The 23,857-nt window shown below is 72.4% G+C and carries 19 protein-coding genes; 6 read left to right on the top strand and 13 right to left on the bottom strand.

Annotated features, from left to right (window positions below):
• Nucleotides 1–169 precede the first annotated feature (169 nt).
• The 4 genes from PS271_RS15270 to bldG form a co-directional block, all read right to left on the bottom strand.
• Nucleotides 170–742 (bottom strand): small secreted protein, encoded by a 573-nt coding sequence (locus PS271_RS15270; protein WP_398382412.1) that lies wholly within the window; start codon nt 740–742, stop codon nt 170–172.
• 236 nt (nt 743–978) lie between these two features.
• Nucleotides 979–3,369: a sodium-translocating pyrophosphatase gene (locus tag PS271_RS15265; RefSeq protein WP_398382411.1), complete on the bottom strand. Its 2,391-nt coding sequence runs from the start codon at nt 3,367–3,369 to the stop codon at nt 979–981.
• 499 nt (nt 3,370–3,868) lie between these two features.
• Nucleotides 3,869–4,321: an ATP-binding protein gene (locus tag PS271_RS15260; RefSeq protein ID WP_398382410.1), complete on the bottom strand. Its 453-nt coding sequence runs from the start codon at nt 4,319–4,321 to the stop codon at nt 3,869–3,871.
• Nucleotides 4,322–4,437: 116 nt separating this feature from the next.
• Complete coding sequence (gene bldG, locus PS271_RS15255; protein WP_030367299.1) at nt 4,438–4,779, bottom strand: anti-sigma factor antagonist BldG; 342 nt, start codon at nt 4,777–4,779, stop codon at nt 4,438–4,440.
• 54 nt (nt 4,780–4,833) lie between these two features.
• Here bldG and PS271_RS15250 point away from each other — a divergent pair, with 54 nt between their 5' ends.
• The gene (locus PS271_RS15250) at nt 4,834–7,326 is read left to right on the top strand and encodes a DEAD/DEAH box helicase (RefSeq protein ID WP_398382409.1); all 2,493 of its coding nucleotides are present in this window, start codon (nt 4,834–4,836) and stop codon (nt 7,324–7,326) included.
• Here PS271_RS15250 and PS271_RS15245 read toward each other — a convergent pair.
• From PS271_RS15245 to ssd, 7 genes are all read right to left on the bottom strand, one after another.
• Nucleotides 7,241–7,777, bottom strand: a complete 537-nt coding sequence (locus tag PS271_RS15245; RefSeq protein ID WP_398382408.1) for an Rv3654c family TadE-like protein — start codon at nt 7,775–7,777, stop codon at nt 7,241–7,243. The genes PS271_RS15250 and PS271_RS15245 overlap by 86 nt on opposite strands.
• Nucleotides 7,778–7,784: 7 nt before the next feature.
• Nucleotides 7,785–8,081 carry a TadE family type IV pilus minor pilin gene (locus tag PS271_RS15240; RefSeq protein WP_398386860.1) on the bottom strand — a complete coding sequence of 99 codons (297 nt, stop codon included), beginning with the start codon at nt 8,079–8,081 and terminating at the stop codon, nt 7,785–7,787.
• 226 nt (nt 8,082–8,307) lie between these two features.
• Nucleotides 8,308–8,499 carry a DUF4244 domain-containing protein gene (locus tag PS271_RS15235; RefSeq protein WP_398386858.1) on the bottom strand — a complete coding sequence of 64 codons (192 nt, stop codon included), beginning with the start codon at nt 8,497–8,499 and terminating at the stop codon, nt 8,308–8,310.
• A gap of 206 nt (nt 8,500–8,705) precedes the next feature.
• A complete protein-coding gene (locus PS271_RS15230) occupies nt 8,706–9,515 on the bottom strand; it encodes a type II secretion system F family protein (protein ID WP_398382407.1) in 810 nt (269 codons plus the stop codon).
• Nucleotides 9,512–10,456: a type II secretion system F family protein gene (locus PS271_RS15225; protein WP_398382406.1), complete on the bottom strand. Its 945-nt coding sequence runs from the start codon at nt 10,454–10,456 to the stop codon at nt 9,512–9,514. The genes PS271_RS15230 and PS271_RS15225 overlap by 4 nt, the downstream gene beginning before the upstream one ends.
• Nucleotides 10,453–11,610 (bottom strand): TadA family conjugal transfer-associated ATPase, encoded by a 1,158-nt coding sequence (locus PS271_RS15220; protein ID WP_398382405.1) that lies wholly within the window; start codon nt 11,608–11,610, stop codon nt 10,453–10,455. Before PS271_RS15220 ends, PS271_RS15225 begins: the two co-directional genes overlap by 4 nt.
• Complete coding sequence (gene ssd / locus PS271_RS15215) at nt 11,607–12,719, bottom strand: septum site-determining protein Ssd (protein WP_398382404.1); 1,113 nt, start codon at nt 12,717–12,719, stop codon at nt 11,607–11,609. The genes PS271_RS15220 and ssd overlap by 4 nt, the downstream gene beginning before the upstream one ends.
• 456 nt (nt 12,720–13,175) lie before the next feature.
• On the opposite strand from ssd, the gene PS271_RS15210 reads away from it, so the two are divergent.
• Nucleotides 13,176–14,021, top strand: a complete 846-nt coding sequence (locus PS271_RS15210) for an HAD family hydrolase (RefSeq protein WP_398382403.1) — start codon at nt 13,176–13,178, stop codon at nt 14,019–14,021.
• A 371-nt stretch (nt 14,022–14,392) separates the two neighbouring features.
• Here PS271_RS15210 and PS271_RS15205 read toward each other — a convergent pair whose 3' ends face one another.
• The gene (locus tag PS271_RS15205; protein WP_356280901.1) at nt 14,393–15,214 is read right to left on the bottom strand and encodes a Fic family protein; all 822 of its coding nucleotides are present in this window, start codon (nt 15,212–15,214) and stop codon (nt 14,393–14,395) included.
• Nucleotides 15,215–15,315: 101 nt separating this feature from the next.
• On the opposite strand from PS271_RS15205, the gene PS271_RS15200 reads away from it, so the two are divergent.
• Nucleotides 15,316–16,305 carry an ATP-binding protein gene (locus PS271_RS15200; RefSeq protein ID WP_398382402.1) on the top strand — a complete coding sequence of 330 codons (990 nt, stop codon included), beginning with the start codon at nt 15,316–15,318 and terminating at the stop codon, nt 16,303–16,305.
• On the opposite strand, the gene PS271_RS15195 is transcribed toward PS271_RS15200, so the two are convergent.
• Nucleotides 16,286–17,515, bottom strand: a complete 1,230-nt coding sequence (locus PS271_RS15195; protein ID WP_398382401.1) for a polysaccharide deacetylase family protein — start codon at nt 17,513–17,515, stop codon at nt 16,286–16,288. The two genes, PS271_RS15200 and PS271_RS15195, sit on opposite strands and share 20 nt — an antisense overlap.
• 289 nt (nt 17,516–17,804) lie before the next feature.
• On the opposite strand from PS271_RS15195, the gene PS271_RS15190 reads away from it, so the two are divergent.
• The 3 genes from PS271_RS15190 (at nt 17,805) to nhaA (ending at nt 23,795) form a co-directional block, all read left to right on the top strand.
• Nucleotides 17,805–20,093: a SulP family inorganic anion transporter gene (locus PS271_RS15190; RefSeq protein ID WP_398382400.1), complete on the top strand. Its 2,289-nt coding sequence runs from the start codon at nt 17,805–17,807 to the stop codon at nt 20,091–20,093.
• 144 nt (nt 20,094–20,237) lie between these two features.
• On the top strand, nt 20,238–22,205 hold the full coding sequence (gene acs, locus PS271_RS15185) for an acetate--CoA ligase (protein ID WP_398382399.1): 1,968 nt from the start codon (nt 20,238–20,240) through the stop codon (nt 22,203–22,205).
• Nucleotides 22,206–22,397: 192 nt separating this feature from the next.
• Complete coding sequence (nhaA, locus tag PS271_RS15180; protein ID WP_398382398.1) at nt 22,398–23,795, top strand: Na+/H+ antiporter NhaA; 1,398 nt, start codon at nt 22,398–22,400, stop codon at nt 23,793–23,795.
• Nucleotides 23,796–23,857: the final 62 nt, after the last annotated feature.

Raw genomic sequence — 23,857 nt, 5'->3', positions numbered from 1 at the left:
ACCATTGTCGGGGGCGGCACCGGCAAACGCCGAAAGCGGCGGGGTGCGGCGCCGCGCCCGCCGCACGCGGCCGCTCCGTACCCCGCCGCCGAACCCGGGCCCGGCCGGCGCCCGGCGCCGGGCTCAGCCCTTCGACGGTGACAGCGTCAGCTCTTCGACGGTGACAGGCTCAGCTCTTCGACGGCGTCGGCGAGAGGGAGTTCTTCTGGCAGCCCGGCTGCTTGGCCATGGCCTTGCCGACGTCGCCCGCCTGGAGCTTCTTGAGCGCCTCGGAGCTCTGGCCGCTGAGCTTGGCGACGTCCCCGCCGATGCTCCTGAGGCCCTCGCCGAACTTGTTCTTGTCGCCGGTGTCGAGGCCGTCGCTGCGCTTCTTCAGGTTCGCGTACGCCGTGGAGAGGTCGTTGAGCGCCTTGACGGCGTTCTTCTGGCTGTCCTCGCCGCCCTTGACGGGCGGGGCGCCCGCGTCCTGCACCGCGTTGGCGAGCGACTTGTACGCGTCGACGCTGACCTGGAAGGCGGCGGAGTCGGTCTGCTGGACCTTCTTGGAGTCCTCCTCGGTCTGGACGCTCGCGATCGACTGGTTGGCTTCCAGGATCTTCTTCACCTGGGGCTGCATCTGGTCGCAGACCTTCTTGGCCCAGTCGTCCAGCTTCTTGTTGCCTTCGTCGTCACTGCTGCAGCCGGTCAGCGCCAGCAGAAGCGCCGTACCGCCGGACAGTACGGCCGCAAGCTTCTTGTTCACCGGATCGGTCCCTTCGATGGCTCTCGGCCCGGAACTTACACGTCCGAGCGGGACCGCCCAGGAGGCGAGCGCCCCGTACGCCCCCATTTAGAGCCATTTGCACCAAGCGCAGCGTGTCATTCACCGCACCTGCGCCCGGGCCGGCGGCGGAGCGGCGGACTGCATGCCCGCCGGTACCGCCGCCGGCCCGGGGTCCGAAGTGCCGGAGCGTCAGTTCCTTACGACACCACTGCTTCTTACGACACCACCGCCGGATCGGCCGACTTCGCGGCCCGTTCGGCGTTCCCGTCGTCGCCCACCGCGACACCGCGCCGCTTCGAGACGTACACCGCGACGACGATGACGACGATCGCCAGCACCGCGACCCCGATCCGCAGGCCCTTGCTGGCGTCGGCGCCGTAGGAGAACTTGACCACCGCGGGCGCGATCAGCAGCGCCACCAGGTTCATCACCTTCAGCAGCGGGTTGATGGCCGGCCCGGCGGTGTCCTTGAAGGGGTCGCCGACCGTGTCGCCGATGACCGTCGCCGCGTGCGCCTCGCTGCCCTTGCCGCCGTGCTTGCCGTCCTCCACCAGCTTCTTGGCGTTGTCCCAGGCCCCACCGGAGTTGGCGAGGAAGACGGCCATCAGGGTGCCGGTGCCGATGGCGCCCGCGAGGTACGAGCCGAGCGCGCCGACGCCGAGCGAGAAGCCGACGGCGATCGGCGCCATGACGGCCAGCAGGCCGGGCGTGGCGAGTTCGCGCAGCGCGTCCTTGGTGCAGATGTCCACCACACGCCCGTACTCCGGCTGCTCGCTGTAGTCCATGATCCCGGGGTGCTCGCGGAACTGCCGCCGCACCTCGTAGACCACCGCGCCCGCCGACCGGGACACGGCGTTGATCGCCAGCCCGGAGAAGAGGAAGACGACCGCGGCCCCGAGGACCAGTCCCACGAGGTTGTTGGGCTGCGAGATGTCCAGACTCAGGCCCAGCTCCCCGGACTTCGCGTGCACGTCCCGCACGGCGGTGGCGATCGCGTCGCGGTACGAGCCGAAGAGCGCCGACGCCGCGAGGACGGCCGTGGCGATGGCGATGCCCTTGGTGATGGCCTTGGTGGTGTTGCCGACGGCGTCGAGGTCGGTGAGCACCTGCGCGCCGGCGCCCTCGACGTCGCCGGACATCTCGGCGATGCCCTGGGCGTTGTCGGAGACCGGGCCGAAGGTGTCCATGGCGACGATGACGCCGACGGTGGTCAGCAGGCCGGTGCCGGCGAGCGCGACGGCGAACAGGGCCAGCATGATGGACGTGCCGCCGAGCAGGAACGCCCCGTAGACGCCCAGCGCGATGAGCACGGCCGAGTAGACGGCGGACTCCAGGCCGATGGAGATGCCGGCGAGGACCACCGTCGCCGGGCCGGTCAGGGACGTCTTGCCGATGTCGCGCACGGGCCGCCGGCTGGTCTCCGTGAAGTACCCGGTCAGCTGCTGGATGAGCGCGGCGAGGACGATGCCGATGGCCACGGCCACGAGGGCCAGGACCCTGGGGTCACCGGAGTGGGTGCGGATGGCGTCGTCCCCGATGCCCTTCAAATCGGCGTAGCTGGAGGGCAGGTACGCGAACACCGCGACGGCCACCAGGACCAGCGAGATGACGGCCGAGATGAAGAACCCGCGGTTGATCGCGGTCATCCCGCTGCGGTCGGCGCGGCGCGGCGCGACCGCGAAGATGCCGATCATCGCCGTGAGCACGCCGATCGCCGGGACGAGCAGGGGGAAGGCGAGACCCGCGTCGCCGAACGCGGCCTTGCCGAGGATCAGCGCGGCCACCAGCGTCACGGCGTACGACTCGAAGAGGTCGGCCGCCATGCCCGCGCAGTCGCCCACGTTGTCGCCCACGTTGTCCGCGATGGTGGCGGCGTTGCGCGGGTCGTCTTCGGGGATGCCCTGCTCGACCTTGCCGACGAGGTCGGCGCCGACGTCGGCCGCCTTGGTGAAGATGCCGCCGCCGACCCTCATGAACATGGCCAGCAGCGCCGCTCCGAACCCGAATCCCTCCAGCACCTTGGGCGCGTCGGCCGCGTAGACGAGGACGACGCAGGAGGCGCCCAGCAGGCCGAGGCCCACGGTGAACATCCCGACGACGCCACCCGTGCGAAACGCGATCTTCATGGCCTTGTGGGACACGGCCGTCAGATCCTTCTCCGGCTCGCCCGGGGCCGGAGTGGCCTCGCGCGCCGCCGCGGCGACCCGCACATTGCTGCGCACGGCGAGCCACATGCCGATATAGCCGGTGGCCGCCGAGAACAGCGCTCCGATCAGGAAGAAGACGGAACGCCCGATGCGCTGCGACCAGTTGTCGGCCGGCAGCAGCATCAGGAGGAAGAACACCGCCACGGCGAATACGCCGAGCGTGCGCAACTGCCGGGCGAGATAGGCGTTCGCGCCTTCCTGCACCGCCGCCGCGATCTTTCTCATGCTGTCGGTGCCCTCGCCCGCCGCGAGGACCTGCCGCACGAGGGCGACGGCGACCACGAGCGCCGCGAGCGCGACGGCTGCGATCACGTACACCATGGTGCGGTTGCCCTGGGTGAGTTCGGCTGCGAGATGCTGAGTGAAGTCCACCTGTCGAGGGGTGAAGGGCCCCGCCATTCGTCCTCCCTAGACGTTTGGCACATGGGCGCGCAGCTCCTCCGCGCCATTGATCCACGCGCGCACGGAACAGCAGCCACGCTCAGGCGTCCTGAGCTCAAGATGGACGGATTGTAGGGAGCCCGGCGAGATCAAAACAGAGCGCGGCAAAGGGAATTGGCCTGTGCAAGTGAAGATCGGGTGAATGATCCGCCGGATAAACGATCTCGGACGGAGATCGGCAAGGGAGATCGGAAAGGAGATCCATTCCGGGGCGGGGAAGGGCGTGGATAAACGATCAGCAAAAAGATCGCGTAATTACTGCTGATCAATTCCCGGAAAGCCGGAGCAGGCCGGCGAGGGCGGGAAGAGGCCGACGAAGATCGACGGGGGCTCGGCGGGGGTTCAGCCCAGGCCCGGCAAAAGAGCGTCGACAAGGCGTCGGCGCGATGCGATCCCGGTGCAGCCAGGAGTTACGCCCGTCCGATGAGGGCGGACTACGTCAATACGCCCGGACGGGCTACGGCAGCACGGCCGCGGGGGCGATCGGCCAGCTCATACGGATCAGGCCGCCGCGCTCGTCCGCGGTCACCTCGACGTCGTCGACCAGGCCGCTGATGACGGCGAGGCCCATGTCGTCCTCGCTGTCGGCGCCGGCCTCCTCATGCCCGGCGGCGGGCCGCTCCGAGCCGTTCGCAGAGGTGAGCTCGAGGGGCGCGGGGCGGGGGGCGTCGTCCCCCACCTCGATGGAGAATTTCTTCTCCTCCTCGATCAGCGTCACCCGCACCGGGGTGGGCACCTCATGGGTGATGTGCAGGCCCACCGCACGCGAACAGGCCTCGCCCACGGCGAGCCGGACCTCGTCCAGCACGGCCTCGTCCACGCCGGCACGGCGCGCCACCGCGGCCGCCACCAGCCGGGCGGTCCGGACATGCTCGGGAAGGGCACTGAAGAGCAGTTCGACGGTGGCCATGCCATCCCCCTCGGTCGTACGTGCCCTCTCCCCCTCATCCGGAAAAGGGCGGACTCACGAGGGGGCCGGGCCCACGGGCCCGGGTTCCCCCCGCGTGACAGTCTTCCCCGGCGACCTCAGTCGGTCGCCTGCACCGCATCCTCCACCGAGGTGTGGATGGGGAACACCTTGGTGAGACCGGTGATACGGAAAATCTTGAGAATGCGCTCCTGGTTGCAGACCAGGCGCAGCGAGCCCTCATGGGCACGCACTCGCTTCAGCCCGCCGACCAGGACGCCGAGCCCGGTGGAGTCGAGGAAGTCGACGCCCTCCATGTCCACGACGAGGTGATAGCTGCCGTCGTTGACAAGCTCGACCAGCTGCTCACGCAGCTTGGGCGCGGTGTACACATCAATCTCGCCACCGACCCGGACAACCGTACGGTCGCCTACGGTCTCGGTCGACAGGGACAGGTCCACGGATCCTCCAGCACCTTGCATCGAGCGGTCGCCCCCCATGGATCGGCAGCCGCGATGGCATTCAATCACTTACCGGCAGGCGCGCACGACGCCTTGACGCCATTGTCCGTCACGCCAGTGACACACTCGGTGCCGATGGCCAACGATCAACTCCCGCCGGAGGCGGGCGTACATCCCCTTCCCCGGACAGTCCTCGACCGACTGACCGCCGGGGCCGACCGGGCTGCACGCATCACTCATACGGAGCACTTGCCCCCGCGTCCGGGACGTCATGCCCCCTGGCCTGAGCAGATCCGGCCGGAAGTGGTCGAGGCCGTCCGGGCCGCCGGCATCGAGCGGCCCTGGGCCCACCAGGCGCTCACCGCCGCGCACGCGCTGCGCGGCGAGTCGGTGGTCGTGGCCACCGGCACGGCGTCCGGGAAGTCCCTCGCCTACCTGGCGCCGGTCCTCAGCGCCCTGCTGGACGGCTCGGAGGCCCCGAACGGCCGCGGCGCCACCGCGCTGTACCTCGCCCCCACCAAGGCCCTGGCCGCCGACCAGCGGCGCGCGGTACGGGCCCTCGCCGAGCCCCTGGGCAAGGGCATCCGGCCCGCCGTGTACGACGGGGACACGCCGGTCGAGGAGCGGGAGTGGGTGCGCCAGTACGCCAATTACGCGCTCACCAACCCCGACATGCTCCACCGCTCGATCCTGCCCGCCCACCCCAGGTGGTCCTCCTTCCTGCGCGCCTTGCGCTACGTCGTCATCGACGAGTGCCACACCTACCGGGGCGTCTTCGGCTCGCACGTCGCCCAGGTGCTGCGCCGCCTCCGGCGCGTCTGCGCCCGCTACGGGGCCGACCCGGTCTTCCTCCTCGCCTCCGCCACGGCCTCCGACCCGGCCACCGCGGCGACCCGGCTCACGGGCGTCCGGGTGGCGGAGATCACGGAGGACGCCTCCCCGCGCGGCGAACTCGTCTTCGCCCTGTGGGAGCCCCCGCTCACCGAGCTCCACGGCGAGCGGGGCGCCCCCGTGCGCCGCACCGCCACCGCCGAGAGCGCCGACCTCCTCACCGACCTCGTCGTCCAGGGCGTCCGCACGATCGCCTTCGTGCGCTCACGGCGCGGCGCCGAGCTCATCGCCCTGATCGCCCAGGAACGCCTCGCCGCCGTGGACCGGTCGCTCCCCGGGCGTGTCGCCGCCTACCGCGGCGGCTACCTCCCCGAGGAGCGCCGCGCCATCGAGCACGCCCTGCACAGCGGCGACCTGCTCGGCCTGTCCGCCACGACCGCCCTGGAGCTCGGCGTCGACGTCGCGGGCCTCGACGCCGTCCTCCTGACCGGCTATCCGGGCACCCGGGCCTCCCTGTGGCAGCAGGCCGGCCGCGCGGGCCGTACGGGCCGGGGCGCCCTGGCCGTCCTGGTCGCCCGCGACGACCCCCTGGACACCTACCTCGTCCACCACCCGGAGGCGCTCTTCCGCCGCCCCGTGGAATCCACCGTCCTCGATCCCGACAACCCCTACGTCCTCGCCCCCCATCTGTGCGCCGCGGCCGCCGAGCTGCCGCTCACCGAGGCCGACCTGTCCTTGTTCGGGCCCGCGGCCCCGGGCGTGCTCGCCCAGCTCGAGGGCCGCAAGCTGCTCCGCCGCCGCGGCGCCGCCTGGCACTGGACCCGCCGCGAGCGCGCCGCCGACCTGACCGACATCCGGGGCGGCGGCGGCCGGCCCGTCCAGGTCGTGGAGGAGGGCACCGGGCGCCTGCTGGGCACCGTGGACGCGGCCGCGGCCCACGCCTCCGTCCACGAAGGCGCGGTCCACCTCCACCAGGGCCGCACCTACCTCGTCCGCCGCCTCGACCTGGAGGACTCCGTGGCCCTCGTCGAGCAGGCCGACCCTCCGTACTCGACCACCGCCCGCGACACGACCTCCATCGCCGTCCTGGAGACCGCCGCCGAGATCCCCTGGGGGGAGGCCCGGCTGTGCTTCGGCTCGGTCGAGGTCACCAACCAGGTCGTCTCCTTCCTGCGCCGCCGGCTGATCACCGGCGAGATCCTGGGCGAGTCCAAGCTGGACCTGCCGCCCCGCACGCTGCGGACCCGCGCCGTGTGGTGGACCGTCACCGAGGACCAGCTCGACGAGGCCCGCATCGACCCCGAGGCCCTCGGCGGCGCCCTGCACGCCGCGGAACACGCCTCCATCGGCCTGCTCCCCCTCTTCGCCACCTGCGACCGCTGGGACATCGGCGGCGTCTCCGTCCCCCTGCACCCCGACACGCTCCTGCCGACCGTGTTCGTCTACGACGGCCACCCCGGGGGCGCCGGCTTCGCCGAGCGGGCCTTCCACACCGCCGCCCGCTGGCTCACCGCCACCCGCGAGGCGATCGCCGCCTGCGAGTGCGACACCGGCTGCCCTTCCTGCGTGCAGTCCCCCAAGTGCGGCAACGGCAACGACCCCCTCGACAAGCGGGCCGCGATCCGCCTCCTCACCCGGCTCCTGAGGGACGCCCCGAAAGACGAAACCCCGCAGGAGGAGCCCCCGCAGGCCCCGCCCGGTCCGCCTGACGGCTGAGGCCCGGGGGAGCACGCCCCGGAAGACCGGAGCCTGGGAGATCGGGGCTTCGGAGATCGGGGCCTGGGAGATCGGGGCCTGAGAGATCGGGGCCCGGGAAGAAAGCGGCAGCCGATACGGCCACAGGGGTGAACCCCACCGCCTCCGCGGGCCCCGCCCGCGACCGCACCCGGACGGCATACGGCCCCGCCCGGGCCTCGGCCGCGACCTCGGCGATCTCATCGCTCACGGCACAGCGCACCACTCTCGTCCTCTGGGCGGCGGCCACCCGCCGGGCGAGGCCGCACGCGGCCTCCTGCCCTTCGAGGGCGTGGTCCGCCGCGGCCAGCGCCGCCAGATCCGCCGCGCCGCCGGCCCGGTGACGGGCCACCACGGCCTGCCCCATGGCCAGCAGTGCCGCGAACACCGCACAGAGCGCCGTGGCCGCGACGGCCACCCACACCGTGGCCATCCCCCGGTCACCGCACCGTCTCCTCAGCAAGGGCCACCGCCTCTCCGCCCAGCCGCACGGCGAGCGGCCCCGCCGCACGAGCCTCGACCCGTACCCGTACGAGGTCGCCCTCCCGCGCCACGGCGATGCGGGCCCCCTGCGGCGCGGCGGAGCGGGCCGCCGCGACCGCCACCGATGCCGGGTCCGACCGCGCCGCCGCCCGAGCGCCTGCCCTGGCGGCATCCACGCACTGGATCTGCGCGGCGGCGGCCATCAGCCCCCAGATCAGGGACATGCCGACCAGAATCAGCGCCGGGAGCACCATCGCCGCCTCGGCGGTCACATAGCCGCCGTCCGCACAGCCACCGTCGCAGCGCCGGTGGAACCCCTGGGGGCCGCCTGCCGCCGGGGCGGCCGGATGACACCGGCCGGGTCGGCGTCCGCGGGCGGGACCGGCGAGGACGACCTCGCCGGACCCTCCGTCAGAACTCCGGCCCGGGCAGGCGCACAGCCCCGGCCACGCAACCCCTGGCGGCTCACCGGACGCCCCATCAGAACGGCGCATTGAGCGCCCTCCCGATGAGCCCTTGCAGAGCCGCAGTGACGGCACCGCTCGTGACCACCTTGTAGAGCACGGCGGCGAGCGCACAGGCGGCCAGGGTGCCGACGGCGTACTCGGCCGTCGACATGCCCGCGTCGCCGGCCGCGAAGGCCCACGGCCTGCCTGCCCGCTCCCACGGCACCGGCCACCGCCGCCACTGCCTACCCCAGCCACCGGGCCACCACCGGCCCCGCGCCCCGCTCTGCGACCGGCTCCTCGCCCGGACCGGCAGTCCCGCATGCGCCCCGCACCAGCCCCGGCGCACCGGCGCCCTCCGCACCGTCATCGTCTTCCCCGCCGTCGCCTTCGCCACCGTCATCGCTGCCACGACCTGCACCTCACTCACCGTCAATGTCCTTTCGTCAGACCACTCGCCAGACCGATCACCACGGGCACCACCCCGACCGTCAGGAACGCGGGCAGGAAGCACAGCCCGAGCGGGGCCGTCGCCAGGACGCCCGCACGCCGGGCCCGTATGCCCGCCGCCCTGCCGCGCTCGGCCCGCAGACGCGCGGCGAGCCGCGACATGGGCTCCACGGCAGGCACTCCTGTCGCCTGCGCCCGCTCCAGGCAGCGGGCGAGCCCGCGGGCGCCCGGAAGGCCGCCCAGGCGGCTCCAAGCCGTGGCAGGGTCACCGCCGAGCCGGACTTCGGCCGCGGCCCGGGCGAGCCGCTCTCCCACCGGGCCGCCCAGCGACAGCCCGACCGCTTCGGCCGCCTCCCTGGGCCCGGCGCCCGCCGCCAGGCACGCCGCCATGAGGTCGGCGGCCAGCGGAAGTTGCCTCTCGACCTCCCCCACCGGGGCCTGTGCAGAGGGTTCCGCCGCGGCGTCGGCCCTCTTCCGGCGCCGTCCCCACCGCCACATGCCGTACGCGGCGGCGAGTCCCACCATGCAGCCGGCCGCTCCGCCGACGAGGATGATCCCGGCGGCCCCGGCCCCCGCCGGGGGAAGCCAGTCCCGGACTCCCGGCAGCCGGCCGGCACGGGCCCGCAGCCCCTGCATCCTCGTGATCGTGGTGGGTTCGTGCCCGAGCAGAGCAGCCGCCCGGCGGCGTGCCGCCCGCCCCCTGCGGCTCCGGACCGCCATGCGCACTGCGCAGGCCGGCACGATCCCCGCAAGAATCATCATCCACAGGCTGTGGATAACATTTGCGCTCACGAGACTTTCCCTTCCGCCGAGAGCCCGGGCCTGCCGCGCTCGCCGCCGCGCCCTTCGGGCTCCCCTGCCGCCGCCCGCACGATCCGCCCGGTCCAGGCGATGCCGGCTCCCTCCAGGAGCCCGCCGAGAAGCAGGCAGCCGAGCCCGGCCGGGGTGTGCAGAAGCACCCTCAGCGGCGCCGCTCCCATCGCACTGCCCATCAGCAGGGCGAGGACGGGCAACAGGGCCAGCATCACGGCGGTGGAACGCGCGCCCGCCAATTGCGACCGCAGCTCCTCCCGTTGATCCCGCTCGGCGCTCAGCGCGGCCGCCACCCGTTCGAGCCCCGAGGCGAGCCCCGCGCCCCCGTCCACGGCCACGCGCCAGCAAGCGGCGACACCGTGCAGCCCCTCGGCCCCGGGGCGCCCGGCCACGGCTCGCAGGGCCTCCGGCACGTCGCCGCCGAACCTCGCCGCGGCCGCGACGGCCGCCCACTGCGGGCCCAAGTCCCCCGCAGGCACACCGGCCAGCGCCTGGCCGGGCTGCCTGCCCGCCCGCAGTTCGCCCGCCACCGATCCGCACAGCTCGATCACGGCCGCCTCCCGCCGCTCCCGTTCGCGCTGCTCACGCCGGGCGGCCAGCCACTTCCGTACGAGCGGGATCGCTAAGAGTGCTGCCGGCAGTGGCAGCAGTGACGCCCCCAACAAGGCCACCGCACCGCCGACCGGAAGGCACATCAGCTCCCGCCGGGCCCGCGCCCACCGGCGCAGCCGGGCACCCCACTCCCCCGCCCAGGCGGGCGGCCACGATCCGGCGGGCGCGGCGGACCCGCCACCCGCGAACAGCAGCCGGGCGCGGCGCAATTCCCGGCCGGGGCCGGTCAGCGACCAGGCCATGAACAGCACGCTCAGTGCAGCGACGCCCGTGAGCGTGCCCGGCGCCATCGCCCCGGCGGCGGTCATGGCATCGCTCCGCCCCGCTCGCACAGCCCGGCCAGCCGGCCCCACCCGCGCGCCCGCTGAAAGCCCTCGGCTCCCCAGACGACGGCCGGCACCGTGGTGACGAAGCCGGCAGGATCCCGGTCGAGCACGTGCACCTCGGCGACCCGCCGCCGCCCGCCCCGCTCCCGTACGAGATGGATGACGACGGACAGGCCGGCCGCCAATTGGCTGTGCAGCGCGGCCCGGTCGAGGCCGGCGGCCGAGCCCAGCGCTTCGAGCCGGGCGGGCACGTCCGCCGCGGCGTTCGCATGGACCGTGCCGCAGCCTCCCTCATGCCCCGTATTGAGGGCGGCCAGCAGGTCCGTGACCTCCGCACCGCGGACCTCGCCCACCACCAGCCGGTCCGGCCTCATGCGCAGGGCCTGCCGGACCAGGTCCCGCAAGGTGACCAGGCCCATGCCCTCCTGGTTCGCCGGGCGGGTCTCCAGCCGGACCACGTGCGGGTGATCGGGGCGCAGTTCGGCGGAGTCCTCGGCGAGGACGATCCGCTCGTCCGGCGCCACCAGCCCGAGCAAGGTGGTCAGCAATGTGGTCTTGCCGCTGCCCGTTCCGCCACTGATGACGAACGAGAGCCTCGCTTCCAGCACCGCCCGCAGCAACCGGTCGCCGCCGGGCGGCACGGTCCCGGCGGCCATCAGGTCGTCCAGGGTGAAGGCGCGGGGGCGCACGACGCGCAGCGAAAGGCAGGTGGAACCGACGGCGATCGGGGGCAGCACCGCATGCAGCCGCGTGCCGTCGGGAAGCCGGGCGTCGACCCAGGGGCGGGCGTCGTCCAGCCGCCGGCCGGCAATGGCGGCGAGCCGCTGGGCGAGCCTGCGCACGGCCGTGGCATCCGGGAAGACGACGTCCGTGCGCTGCAGGCCGGCGCCCCGGTCGACCCAGACCTGATCGGGCGCCGTGACGAGGACGTCGGTGACGTCGGGCTCGGCCAGCAGCCGTTCCAGCGGGCCGGCGCCGATCAGCTCGGAGCGCAGCCGGGCCGCGACCCCGAGGATCTCGGCGTCCCCCAGCAGCCGCCCTTCCTGGCGCAGCGCCTCCGCGACCCTGGCGGGCGTGGGTTCGGCGCCGCTCTCGGCCAGCCTCAGCCGCACGGCCTCCAGCAGTCCGGCGCTCATGACGACGCTCCCCGGAGGGCCTCGAAGCAGGCCCAGAAGTCGGTGCAGTACCGGGCGAGCGGGCCGCGGTCGCCGCCCGGCGGCCTGCCCGCCGCAAGCGCGGCCGCCAGCCCCGTCTCCGGAGGGAGCTCACCGGCGAGGGGCAGGCCGAGGAGACGGGAGACCTGCTCGCCGTCGAGGCCGGCGGCGCGCGGAGTGCGGACGACGACCCGCAGATCGCCGAGGACCGCTCCGACGGTGGCGGCGACGCGGTGCGCCGCGGCCACGGCCCGCAGCTCCGACGGCACCACGAGCAGGCCCGCGTCGAGCTGTCCGAGCGCTTCGAGGGCGGCTTCGTCGAGCCGGCGCGGCAGATCGACGACCACCGCGCCGCCGCGGCGGCGCGCCGCGGCCAATACGGCCTTCACCGCTTCGGGCGGCACGGCCGTGCACGGGCTCCGGTCCCAGCTGAGCAGGCGCATCGAGTGGAGCTCGGGCAGGGCCTCCTCCAGCGCCCGGCAGGCCACGCGGCCCCGGGAGTCGGCGAAGGCCGGCCAGCGCAGCCCTTCCGCTCTCTCGCCGCCGAGCAGGACGTCGAGGCCGCCGCCCAGTGGATCGCCGTCGATGAGCATGGTGCGCCGCCCGGCGGCGGCAGCGCTGACGGCGAGGGCGCACGCCAGCGTGCTCGCGCCCGCGCCGCCGCATCCGCCGATCACCCCGACGGTGAGGGCGGGCCGCCCGGCGCCTTCGACGGCGTCGGCGATCCGCTCGACGAGGCGGCCTTCGCAGCCGGGCAGCAGCACCACATCCCGCGCGCCGACCTCCATGGCCAGCCGCCACACCCCGTCGTCGCCGCGGTCCCGGCCGACGAGCAGGACCGCGTCCCCGTGGGCTGCGAGGCGCGAGCCGCGCAGGCGGCGCGCGCAGTCCTCCCCGACCAGGATCAGCGGTGGATCCAGACCCGCGCCCCGGCGCGCCGGGGCGCCATGTGCCACTTCGGGCACGGCTCCGGCCGCTGCGCACAGGCGCAGCAGGTCGTCGAGCAGCTCCTCGTCCTCGGCGATGATCAGTGGTCCGCGCTGACTCCCGCCGGCGGCGGGCGGCCATTCGGATGCGCTGGATCCGGCCACGGCGTCCTCCCCGTCTCAACTGCGCGCTCTCGCATCCGCGGACATCGCGGAAGAGCGCGGGGAATCACCGTGCAGCGAACTGGAAAACAATGTGGATCTTGGTCAAAAACTGTGGACAACTCAGCCGCTGTGAATATCCCGGTCACCTATACCGGTGACTTCCACAGAGCAGCCCGCCGATTACGCTGCGTAGCATGTATGAAGGGAGGGAGGCGGCCGCCGAGAGGGCGGCGCGGGAGGGAGGAATGCCGGGTGGGGGTCCAGGAAATGCATCCGGACATGCGACGACCCCCGCCGGGGGGGAGAGCGGGGGTCGTCCCCACGGCCGACTCGGGGGGGGGGAGGAGTCGGACCGGGTTAGACACGGTCGCGAACGATCCGTGACTTCCATGGTGTACCCGAGAGCCTTCTCAGGCAAACCCACACGCCTCAGCTTACGCCGAATGGAGGGCGCCTATGCTCGGCATCGTGGAAAACCACTCGTTGCCCCGGACAGCCGCGTTCTTTGATCTGGACAAGACGGTCATTGCGAAGTCGAGCACGCTCACCTTCAGCAAGTCGTTCTACCAAGGTGGCTTGATCAACCGGCGGGCCGTGCTGCGCACCGCGTACGCACAGTTCGTCTTCCTCGCCGGCGGAGCCGATCACGATCAGATGGAGCGGATGCGCGAGTATCTCTCGGCGCTCTGCAGGGGCTGGAATGTCCAGCAGGTCCGCGAGATCGTCGCCGAGACCCTGCACGAACTCATCGACCCGATCATTTACGACGAAGCCGCCTCCCTCATCGAAGCACACCACACCGCCGGGCGCGACGTGGTGATTGTCAGCACCTCGGGCGCCGAGGTCGTCGAGCCCATCGGCGAACTGCTGGGCGCGGACCGCGTGGTGGCCACCCGTATGGTCGTAGAAGACGGTGCCTTCACCGGCGAAGTCGAGTACTACGCCTACGGGCCCACCAAGGCCGAAGCCATCAAGGAGCTCGCCGAGTCGGAGGGGTACGACCTCTCCCGGTGCTACGCCTACAGCGACTCCGTCACCGACATCCCCATGCTCGAAACCGTCGGCCACCCGCACGCGGTCAACCCCGACCGGGCCCTGCGCCGGGAGGCGACGGCACGAGACTGGCCGGTTCTCTCCTTCAACCGCCCCGTCCGGCTCAAGCAGCGGGTGCCCGCCCTGTCGATGCCTTCGCGCCCCGCCCTCGTGGCGGCGGCCGCCGTCGGCGCCGCCGCCGCGACCGCGGGTCTGGTCTGGCTGGCCGGGCGACGCCGAGAGCCGGGTGCCCGCATTGCCCCGGTTTAATACTCAACACAAAGAACTGCGGCCCAGCCTTCCGCTTCGGCGGCGACAGGAGTAGAAAGGACTTAACGGCCCGCGAGACCAGGGACATCCGGGAGGACGCCCTTCACGCACCAAGGCCCCACGGACCGAAGCATGAACGTCGGGCACCCACGCGACGCCGACCCGTCGATTACGGGCCAGCCGCACCAGGTGACGGGCAAAGTTCCCCGGCCTGATGGGCAGATTTCGTGCACGCATGGTAACCCGGCGAACATGCCAGTGGCGGTACCGGAGTTGACCGGTACCGCCACAACCCTGTCCGGCGGTCATCGCCGCCCTGGGCAGCCCGCGAAACCACGGCACCCCGCCGCAGGAAGTCCCGCGGACGCGGCTCAGGCGGCTCCGCGCTGGAGCGCCTCGCACACCGCGGTGCTCTCCCGCACACCCAGCTCGACCGCGCGGCCGCAGTGCGCGATCCAGGCGCCCACACCCTCCGGCGTGCCCGACGCGTAGCCGTCGAGCGCCGCCAGATAGGCCTCCGCACCCAGCTCGGCGTGGCCGGCCTCGGCCGGGCAGACCGACTTGGGGTCGAGACCGCTGCCCACCAGCACGATCCGCTCCGCCGCCCGCGCGACCAGGCCGTTGTGCGAGCCGAAGGGGCGCAGGGCGAGCAGTTCGCCGTGCACCACGGCCGCCGTCACCAGCGCGGGCGCCTCCGTCCCCGCGAGGAGCAGCCCCGCCAGGCCCTCGAGCCGTCCGGCCACCTCCGACGCGCTGGGCACCGCCAGCCGGACCAGCGGTTCGTCGACGGGCTCGCCCTCCAGCCGGGGCCTGCCGACCGTCTCATCGGGCCGGGTCCCGCCCGCGGCCACCAGGTGCAGCCTGGCCAGCACCCGCAGCGGCGACTGCCGCCACACGCTCAGCAGCTGCCCCGCCTCGGCGGTCAGCCGCAGGGCGGCACCCACCGTCCCCGCCTCCGCCTCGGCACCGAAGTCGGTGCGGCGGCGCACCTCTTCGAGCGCCCAGTCGGCACCGGACAGCGCGGCCGAGCCGCGTGCGCCGCGCAGCGCGGCCTCGGAAGTGATCTCGTTGCTGCGGCGGCGCATCACCCGGTGCCCGTAGACGCGGTCCACCGCCTTGCGCACGGAGTCCACGGAGTCGGCCACGCCGGGGAGGGAGGCCAGGGCGGCGAGCGGGTCGGCAGTCGTACTCATGCGTAAGACAGTACGCACTTCGGGTCTACACCCCTCGAACGAGTGGTCTTCTTCACGCACTGCTCTCACTCCGTGCACCCTCACACCTACGCTTGGTGAACATGAAGATCGCTTTCGTAGGGAAGGGCGGCAGCGGGAAGACCACGCTGTCCTCGCTGTTCATCCGCCACCTCGCCGCACACCGCGCGCCCGTCGTCGCGGTGGACGCCGACATCAACCAGCACCTCGGCGCGGCGCTCGGGCTGGACGAGGAGGAGACGTCCGCACTGCCGGCGATGGGCGCTCAGCTCCCCCTGATCAAGAACTACCTGCGCGGCAGCAACCCCCGGATCACCTCCGCCGAGACGATGATCAAGACGACGCCGCCGGGCGAGGGCTCGCGCCTGCTGCGGATCGCCGAGGACAATCCTGTCTACGACGCCTGCGCCCGCCCCGTCGAGCTCGACGGCGGGCCGGTACGGCTGATGGTCACGGGCCCGTTCACCGAGTCCGATCTCGGGGTCGCCTGCTACCACTCCAAGGTCGGCGCCGTCGAGCTGTGCCTCAACCACCTGGTGGACGGCCCCGGGGAGTACGTCGTCGTCGACATGACGGCCGGCAGCGACTCCTTCGCCTCGGGCATGTTCACCCGTTTCGACGTGACGTTCCTGGTGGCCGAGCCCACCCGCAAGGGCGTGTCCGTCTACCGCCAGTACAAGGAGTACGCCCGCGACTTCGGCGTCTGCCTCAAGGTCGTGGGCAACAAGGTCCAGGGCCAGGACGACATCGACTTCCTGCGCGACGAGGTCGGCGAGGACCTGCTGGTGACCTTCGGCCACTCCGACTGGGTGCGGGCGATGGAGAAGGGCCGGCCGCCCCGCTTCGGCCTGCTGGAGGAGCACAACCACCAGGCGCTGCGCGCCCTGCGCGAGACGGCGGACGGCTCGTACGAGCTGCGGGACTGGCAGCGCTACACCCGCCAGATGGTGCACTTCCACCTGAAGAACGCGGAGAGCTGGGGCAACGCCAAGACGGGCGCCGATCTGGCGGCCCAGGTCGACCCCGCCTTCGTGCTGGACGAGAGCTGGGCGTCTACTCCGCAGCCCGCTTGACGCGCCGGGCGGCGGGGAAGCGCTCCCAGCCGCCCTTGGGGGCCTGCCCGACGTCGAGCTCGCGCAGTGCGGCGAGAAGCCTGTTGTCCTGTGCGTCGAGCCAGTCGGCCAGCTGCTTGAAGGACACGCAGCGCACCTCTTCCTTGGTGCAGATGGTCTTGATGACGTGCTCGACCGCCCGCATGTAGGTGCCGCCGTTCCAGGACTCGAAGTGGTCGCCGATGAAGAAGGGCGCCCTGTTGCCGCGGTAGGCGCGGCGGAATCCCGCGAGGAGGCCGTCGCGCATCTGCTTGCCCCAGGCGCGGTGCAGGGCGCGGCTGCCCCGGGTCGTGCCGGACTGGTTGGCGAGGAAGTTGTAGTCCATCGACAGGGTTTCGAAGTCGCGGCCGGGCACCGGGATGTCCTGCAACGGGAAGTCCCAGAGGCCGCCCAGCTTGCGGGGCCACACCTGGCGGCCGCCGACGGAGCTCGCGTCGTAGCGGAAGCCCATGGCCTTGGCGGCCCGCACGAGGTTGCGCTGTCCTTCGAGGCAGGGGGCGCGGCCGCCGACGAGCTCCTTGCCGTAGTCGAACGGAAGCGGATCCTCTTCCTTCAGGCCGGCGTTGGTCTTCCAGTTCCGCACCAGGGACCGCGCCTGCCGGATCTCGCTCTTCCAGTCCTTGGGCGACCAGGTGCCGACCCCCCGGTCAGGGCCGCAGAAGTGCCCGTTGAAGTGCGTGCCGATCTCGTTCCCGTCCAGCCAGGCGCCGCGGAGCTGCTCCACGGTGTCCCTGACGCCCTTGACGGTGTTGAAGCCGATGTCCGAGGCGCCGGGCCGGTGCCGGGGCGGTTTGTAGAGGCGCCGCTTCCCCGCGGGGAGCATGTACACGCCGCTGAGGAAGTAGGTCATCGTCGCGTGGTGCTTCCTGCCGACGGCACGGAAGCGGGAGAACAGGTGCTGCCCGTCCTCGCCCGAGCCGTCCCAGGAGAAGACGACGAACTGCGGCGGCCTGTGCCCGGGCTGCAGCCGGTCGGGGGTGGGCTGCCCGGGCTGGGGGCCCGTATCGGCGGTGGAACCGTCGCCGATGAGACGGACCGGACGGCGCCCGGCCTCGGGATCGGCCGCGGTGCGCGGCGCGCCGGGGTCCGCTCCGCCCGAGCAGCCCGCCGAACCCGTCGCCAGCGCAAGGGCCGTGAGGCCGCCCAGTGCCACTTTCCATCCAGCGGCCATCAGCCACCTCTGCCTTCGCTGCCTGCCCGATCCGGCGCTTCACCGTCGCATGCTCGACCCCCTAAATCGGTATTACAGACAGATAAAATGACAAATTCACTCATTAGGTGGAACCGCGCCTTTATTCGACCTTCCACTCTTCCCCGGGATCTTTACTCTCCATTACGATCCGTTTACCCAGAGTTGAGTTAACCCCCGCCACCGCAGCCGCTCCCGCAGCTGCGCGCCGCCGTGACCACGGCCGCGTTTTCAGCGCGTCCGCGCCGCCCCGACGAAGACGGGAACGCCCATGCAGCCTCAGTCGCCATCGACGCACCGCCCGCAGGCAGCCACCGGTGGGCCGCGCCCCGCCGGCCGGTCCACCTGGCGAGGAGATCTCGCCGCGTCCTTCGTCATCTTCCTCATCGCCGTGCCGCTCTCCCTGGGCATCGCGCTGGCCACCGGAGCGCCGCTCCAGGCCGGGCTGGTGGCGGCGGCGGTCGGCGGGATCGTCGCGGGGCTGCTGGGCGGCGCGCCGCTCCAGGTCAGCGGCGCCGCCACGGGCCTGGTCGTGGTGACGGCCGAGCTGGTCCAGCAGTACGGTTGGCGGGCCACCTGCGCGATCACCGCGCTCGCCGGGCTGACCCAACTCGCTCTCGGCACCGCCCGGGTGGCCCGCGGCGCGCTGGCCGTCAGCCCGGCGATCGTGCACGGCGTGCTCGCCGGCATCGGCGTCACGATCGCCCTCGGCCAACTCCACGTCGTCCTGGGCGACACTCCGAACAGCTCCGCCCTGGAGAATCTGGCCGCCCTCCCCTCGGAGCTGAGCCACCCGCACCCTTCGGCCCTGCTGGTCGGGGCCGTCACCGCTGCCGTTCTGGTGGGCTGGCCTCGGCTGCCCGGACGGGCGGGTCAGTGGCTGCGTACGGTCCCCGCCCCGCTGGCCGCCGTGGCTCTGGCCACCGGTGCCAGCACCGGCATGCCCGTGCCCCGCGTCTCCCTCCCCCAATGGCAGCTCCAGGCGTTGCCCGCCCTGCCGGACGGGCCGGTGCTGGGCGTCTTCGCGGCGGTGCTCACGGTCACGCTCGTGGCGAGCATGGAGTCGCTGCTGTCCGCAGTGGCGGTGGACCGGCTGCGTGCCGAGCGCGCGGGCCCGCCGCAGGAGCCGGCCGAGCTCGACCGCGAGCTGGCCGGCCAGGGGGCCGCCAATCTGGTGTCCGGGCTCCTCGGCGGTCTGCCGGTCGCCGGCGGCGCGATCCGCGGGTCGGCGAACGTGGCGGCGGGGGCCGCCTCCCGCAAGTCCACTGTGCTGCACGGGCTGTGGGTGCTGCTCTGCGCCGGCCTGCTCACGACGGTCCTGGAGCTGATCCCGCTGGCGGCCCTGGCCGCGCTGGTGATGGTGGTCGGAGTGAAGATGGTGAGCTTCGCGCACATCAAGCACGTGCAGCGGCACCGCGAGTTCCCCATGTACGCGTCCACGCTCGGCGCGGTAGTGCTCTTCGGCGTCCTCCAGGGCGTCGTCGTCGGCATCGTGGTCACGGCGTTCCTCTCCCTGCGACGCCTCGCCCACACGCGCATCACCGTGGACGAGGAGGGCGGCAGCCACCTGGTCCGCGTCAGCGGCCAGTTGACGTTCCTGGCGGTCCCCAAGCTGAGCCGGGCGCTCGCCCAGGTGCCGCCGGAGGCGCCCGCGGTCGTGGAGCTGGGCGGCTCGTTCATGGACCACACCGCGTACGACACCCTCCAGTCGTGGACGAACGCCCATCGCGCGCGGGGCGGCTGGGTCACGCTGCGGGGCCGTGGCGGGCGGCCGATCGCCGAGCCGGCCAGCACGCACGCCTGCCGCCCCTGGACGCCCTGGCGCAACCACCACTGCACCCGGCCCGCCGCCCCGGCCGACGCCCTCACGCCGCGCGGCGGGCAGCAACTGATCGGTGGGGTCAGCGCCTTCCAGCGCAATACGGCCCCGCTCGTCCGGGCCGAGCTGGCGCGGCTCGCCCGCGAGGGCCAGTGCCCGACGCAGCTCTTCCTCACCTGCGCCGACTCCCGGCTCGTCACCAGCATGATCACTTCCAGCGGCCCGGGCGACCTCTTCACCGTGCGGAACGTCGGCAATCTCATCCCGCCGCCCGCCACGGACGGCTCGTGCGACTCCGTCGGTGCCGCCGTGGAGTACGCCGTGGAGGTGCTGAAGGTCGGCAGCATCACCGTCTGCGGGCACTCGGGGTGCGGCGCGATGCAGGCGCTGCTCGACTCCGGGGGCGGGGATTCCGGCGCGCCGCAGACCACGCTCACGCGCTGGCTGCGGCACGGCCGGCCGAGCCTGGCCCGGATGCAGCGGATCGGGCGGCTCGGCCGCGGCGAGGTGGCGGTGGCCGACCGGCCCGTGGCGGACGCCCTCGAGCGGCTCGCGCTCGTCAACGTGATGCAGCAGCTCGACCATCTGATGGCCCACGCCTGCGTCGCCCGCCGCGTGGCCGAGGGATCGCTCCAACTGCACGGCATGTACTTCCATGTGGGCGAGGCGCAGGCCTACGTCCTGGACCCGCCCTCGCGCACCTTCACGGCCGTGCGCCCCGAGGTCCTCGACGCCGTCTGACCCTCTTCTACAGGTCTAAACCATTTTTTATCAACAGCCCTTGTCAGGGTGCGCCCCGGGCTGGTGAGCTATGCCCCGGGACACTACGGGCACCCACGGGCACAGCACGGTCACCCGACGGGCACCCTGAGAAAGGGAGATGTCGTGAGTAACGAGAGCCTGGCCAACCTCCTGAAGGAGGAGCGCCGCTTCGCACCGCCTGCCGCCCTGGCCGCGAGCGCCAATGTCACCGCGGAGGCGTACGAGCAGGCGAAGGCTGACCGGCTGGGCTTCTGGGCCGCGCAGGCCCGCCGCCTGACCTGGGAGACCGAGCCCACCGAAGTCCTCGACTGGTCGAATCCGCCGTTCGCGAAGTGGTTCGCCGACGGCCGGCTCAACGTCGCGTACAACTGCGTCGACCGCCATGTGGAGAACGGCCTGGGCGACCGGGTGGCCATCCACTTCGAGGGCGAGCCGGGCGACACCCGCACCATCACGTACGCCGAGCTCCAGCGCGAGGTCTCCAAGGCGGCCCACGCCCTGACCGAGCTGGGCGTGCGGGCGGGCGACCGCGTCGCCATCTACCTGCCGATGATCCCCGAGGCCGTCGTGGCGATGCTCGCCTGCGCACGGCTCGGCGCACCGCACTCGCTGGTCTTCGGCGGCTTCTCCGCCGACGCCCTCGCCACGCGCATCAACGACGCCGACGCCCGCGTCGTCATCACCGCCGACGGCGGCTACCGCCGCGGCAAGCCCTCCGCCCTGAAGCCCGCCGTGGATGAGGCCCTCACCCGCCCCGGCACGGAGAACGTGCGCAGCGTCCTCGTCGTCCGGCGCACGGGCCAGGAGGGCATCGGCTGGACCGAGGGCCGTGACGTGTGGTGGCACGAGCTCGTCGAGCGCCAGCCCGAGGAGCACACGCCGCAGGCGTTCGACGCCGAGCACCCGCTCTTCATCCTCTACACCTCGGGCACCACGGGGAAGCCGAAGGGCATCCTGCACACCACGGGCGGCTATCTGACCCAGGTGTCGTACACCCACCACGCCGTCTTCGACCTCAAGCCCGAGTCGGACGTGTTCTGGTGCACCGCCGACGTCGGCTGGGTGACCGGCCACTCGTACATCGTCTACGGACCCTTGAGCAACGGCGCCACCGAAGTGCTCTACGAGGGCACGCCCGACAGCCCCCACCAGGGCCGCTGGTGGGAGATCGTGCAGAAGTACGGCGTCACCATCCTCTACACCGCGCCGACCGCGATCCGCGCCGCCATGAAGTGGGGCGACGACATCCCGGCCAAGTTCGACCTGAGCAGCCTGCGCATCCTCGGCTCGGTCGGCGAGCCCATCAACCCCGAGGCCTGGGTCTGGTACCGCAAGCACATCGGCGGCGACCGCACCCCGGTGGTCGACACCTGGTGGCAGACCGAGACGGGCGGCATGATGATCAGCCCGCTGCCCGGGGTCACCGAGACCAAGCCCGGCTCGGCCCAGGTCCCGCTCCCCGGCATCGCGGCCACGGTCGTGGACGACGAGGCCCGCGAGGTGCCCGACGGCGCCGGCGGCTATCTCGTCCTGACCGAGCCGTGGCCCTCGATGCTCCGCACCATCTGGGGCGACGACCAGCGCTACCTCGACACGTACTGGTCCCGCTTCGAGGGCAAGTACTTCGCGGGCGACGGCGCCAAGAAGGACGACGACGGCGACATCTGGCTGCTCGGCCGGGTGGACGACGTCATGCTCGTCTCCGGCCACAACATCTCCACCACCGAGGTCGAGTCCGCGCTGGTCTCGCACCCGAAGGTCGCCGAGGCGGCGGTCGTCGGCGCGACGGACCCGCAGACCACCCAGGCGATCTGCGCGTTCGTCATCCTGCGCGGCGGTGCCGACGCCGCGGAGGAGGGCCTGGTCGAGGAGCTGCGGGCGCACGTCGCCAAGCAGCTCGGCCCGATCGCCAAGCCCAAGCGGATCCTCCCCGTGGCCGAGCTGCCCAAGACCCGCTCGGGCAAGATCATGCGCCGCCTCCTGCGCGATGTGGCCGAGAACCGCACCCTCGGCGACGTCACCACCCTGACCGACTCCTCGGTCATGGAGCTCATCCAGTCCCAGCTCCCCGCGGCCTCCAGCGAGGACTGACCGCGGCAGCAGTAACCCCGAGCGGAAGGGCGTCCGGCAGCGGCCGGGCGCCCTTCCGCTCGTTGCGCCTCACTCGTTCCGGTTAAGGTGAGTGGTGGTCGCGTAAAAAATGCGACAAGAATCAAGGGCGCGCCGGGAAGTCTGGTCGGCACACAGCACACGTGTATCCGACGACCCTGGAGGTCCCCCGCCGTGGCCGCGCCCAAGAACCGCCGCTCCGTCTTCCTCGGCCGGTTGCCGCTGCCCGAGCGGAACTTCCTCGCCGACGCCCTGCGTACCGAGACCGTGGGCGGTGTGCTGCTGCTCGCCGCCGCCGTCGCCGCGCTGATCTGGGCGAACACGCCGCTGCGCGACAGCTACGAGACCGTCCGCGACTTCCACTTCGGACCCGGCTCGCTGGGGCTGAACCTCTCCGTCCAGCACTGGGCGGCAGACGGCCTCCTCGCCGTCTTCTTCTTCGTCGCGGGCATCGAGCTCAAGCGCGAGCTGGTCGCCGGCGAGCTGCGCGACCCCAAGGCGGCGCTGCTCCCCGTCATCGCCGCGATCTGCGGCATGGCCGTGCCCGCGCTCGTCTACTTCGCCGTCGTGACGGGCGGCAACGGCTCGACGGCCGGCTGGGCGGTGCCCACCGCCACCGATATCGCCTTCGCCCTGGCCGTCCTCGCTGTCATCGGCACGGCGCTGCCGTCGGCGCTGCGCGCGTTCCTCCTCACCCTGGCCGTCGTCGACGACCTGTTCGCGATCCTGATCATCGCGGTCTTCTTCACCCAGAACCTGAACTTCGCGGCCCTGGGCTTCGCCGTGCTGGGCCTGGTCGTCTTCTGGCTGCTGCTCCGCAAGGGCGTCCGCGGCTGGTACGTGTACGTGCCGCTGGCCGTCGTCAACTGGGCGCTGATGTACAACAGCGGCGTCCACGCGACCATCGCGGGCGTGGCCATGGGCCTGATGCTGCGCTGCCACCGCCGCGAGGGCGAGCGGCACTCCCCCGGGGAGCACATCGAGCACCTCGTGCGCCCCCTCTCGGCGGGGCTGGCAGTGCCGCTGTTCGCCCTGTTCTCGGCGGGCGTGGTGGTCTCCGGCGGCGCCCTGTCGGACGTCTTCACCAAGCCCGAGACCCTGGGCGTCGTCCTCGGTCTGGTGGCCGGCAAGACGATCGGCGTGTTCGGCGGGACGTGGCTCGCCGCCCGGTTCACCCGGGCCGAGCTCAACCCCGACCTGAAGTGGCCCGACGTGCTCGCCGTCGCCTCGCTCGCGGGCATCGGCTTCACGGTGTCGCTGCTCATCGGCGAGCTGGCCTTCGGCACCGACCTGCTGCTGGCGGACGAGGTCAAGGCGGCCGTGCTCGTCGGCTCGCTGATCGCCGCGGTCTGCGCGAGCGTGCTGCTCAAGCTGCGCGACAACAAGTACAAGAAGCTGTGCGCGGACGAGGACCGCGACGAGGACGACGACGGCATCCCCGACATCTACGAGCAGGGCAACCCGGACTACCACCTGCGGATGGCGGCGATCCTGGAGGCGAAGGCCGCCGAGCACCGCAGGCTGGCCGAAGTCGTCTCCAGGGGCACCACCGGCGACGATGGTCCGGCATGATCTGAGAGTCTTTACATCCGCCGAAAGCCCGCGGATGACGTGGCGACGAAGATGAGGGAGCA

Source organism: Streptomyces sp. SCA2-17, assembly GCF_044336695.1.
The sequence above is the reverse complement of the archived record's forward strand: the minus strand, read 5'-3'. Positions and strand labels throughout refer to the sequence as shown.

Excerpts from the sequence above, each read along its gene's own strand:
- PS271_RS15265 (WP_398382411.1), bottom strand. The coding sequence starts at position 3,369 with ATGGCGGGGCCCTTCACCCCTCGACAGGTGGACTTCACTCAGCATCTC.
- PS271_RS15260 (WP_398382410.1), bottom strand. The coding sequence starts at position 4,321 with ATGGCCACCGTCGAACTGCTCTTCAGTGCCCTTCCCGAGCATGTCCGG.
- PS271_RS15250 (WP_398382409.1), top strand. The coding sequence starts at position 4,834 with ATGGCATTCAATCACTTACCGGCAGGCGCGCACGACGCCTTGACGCCA.
- PS271_RS15245 (WP_398382408.1), bottom strand. The coding sequence starts at position 7,777 with ATGGCCACGGTGTGGGTGGCCGTCGCGGCCACGGCGCTCTGTGCGGTG.
- PS271_RS15240 (WP_398386860.1), bottom strand. The coding sequence starts at position 8,081 with ATGGTGCTCCCGGCGCTGATTCTGGTCGGCATGTCCCTGATCTGGGGG.
- PS271_RS15225 (WP_398382406.1), bottom strand. The coding sequence starts at position 10,456 with ATGACCGCCGCCGGGGCGATGGCGCCGGGCACGCTCACGGGCGTCGCT.
- PS271_RS15220 (WP_398382405.1), bottom strand. The coding sequence starts at position 11,610 with ATGAGCGCCGGACTGCTGGAGGCCGTGCGGCTGAGGCTGGCCGAGAGC.
- PS271_RS15210 (WP_398382403.1), top strand. The coding sequence starts at position 13,176 with ATGCTCGGCATCGTGGAAAACCACTCGTTGCCCCGGACAGCCGCGTTC.
- PS271_RS15205 (WP_356280901.1), bottom strand. The coding sequence starts at position 15,214 with ATGAGTACGACTGCCGACCCGCTCGCCGCCCTGGCCTCCCTCCCCGGC.
- PS271_RS15200 (WP_398382402.1), top strand. The coding sequence starts at position 15,316 with ATGAAGATCGCTTTCGTAGGGAAGGGCGGCAGCGGGAAGACCACGCTG.
- PS271_RS15195 (WP_398382401.1), bottom strand. The coding sequence starts at position 17,515 with ATGGCCGCTGGATGGAAAGTGGCACTGGGCGGCCTCACGGCCCTTGCG.
- PS271_RS15190 (WP_398382400.1), top strand. The coding sequence starts at position 17,805 with ATGCAGCCTCAGTCGCCATCGACGCACCGCCCGCAGGCAGCCACCGGT.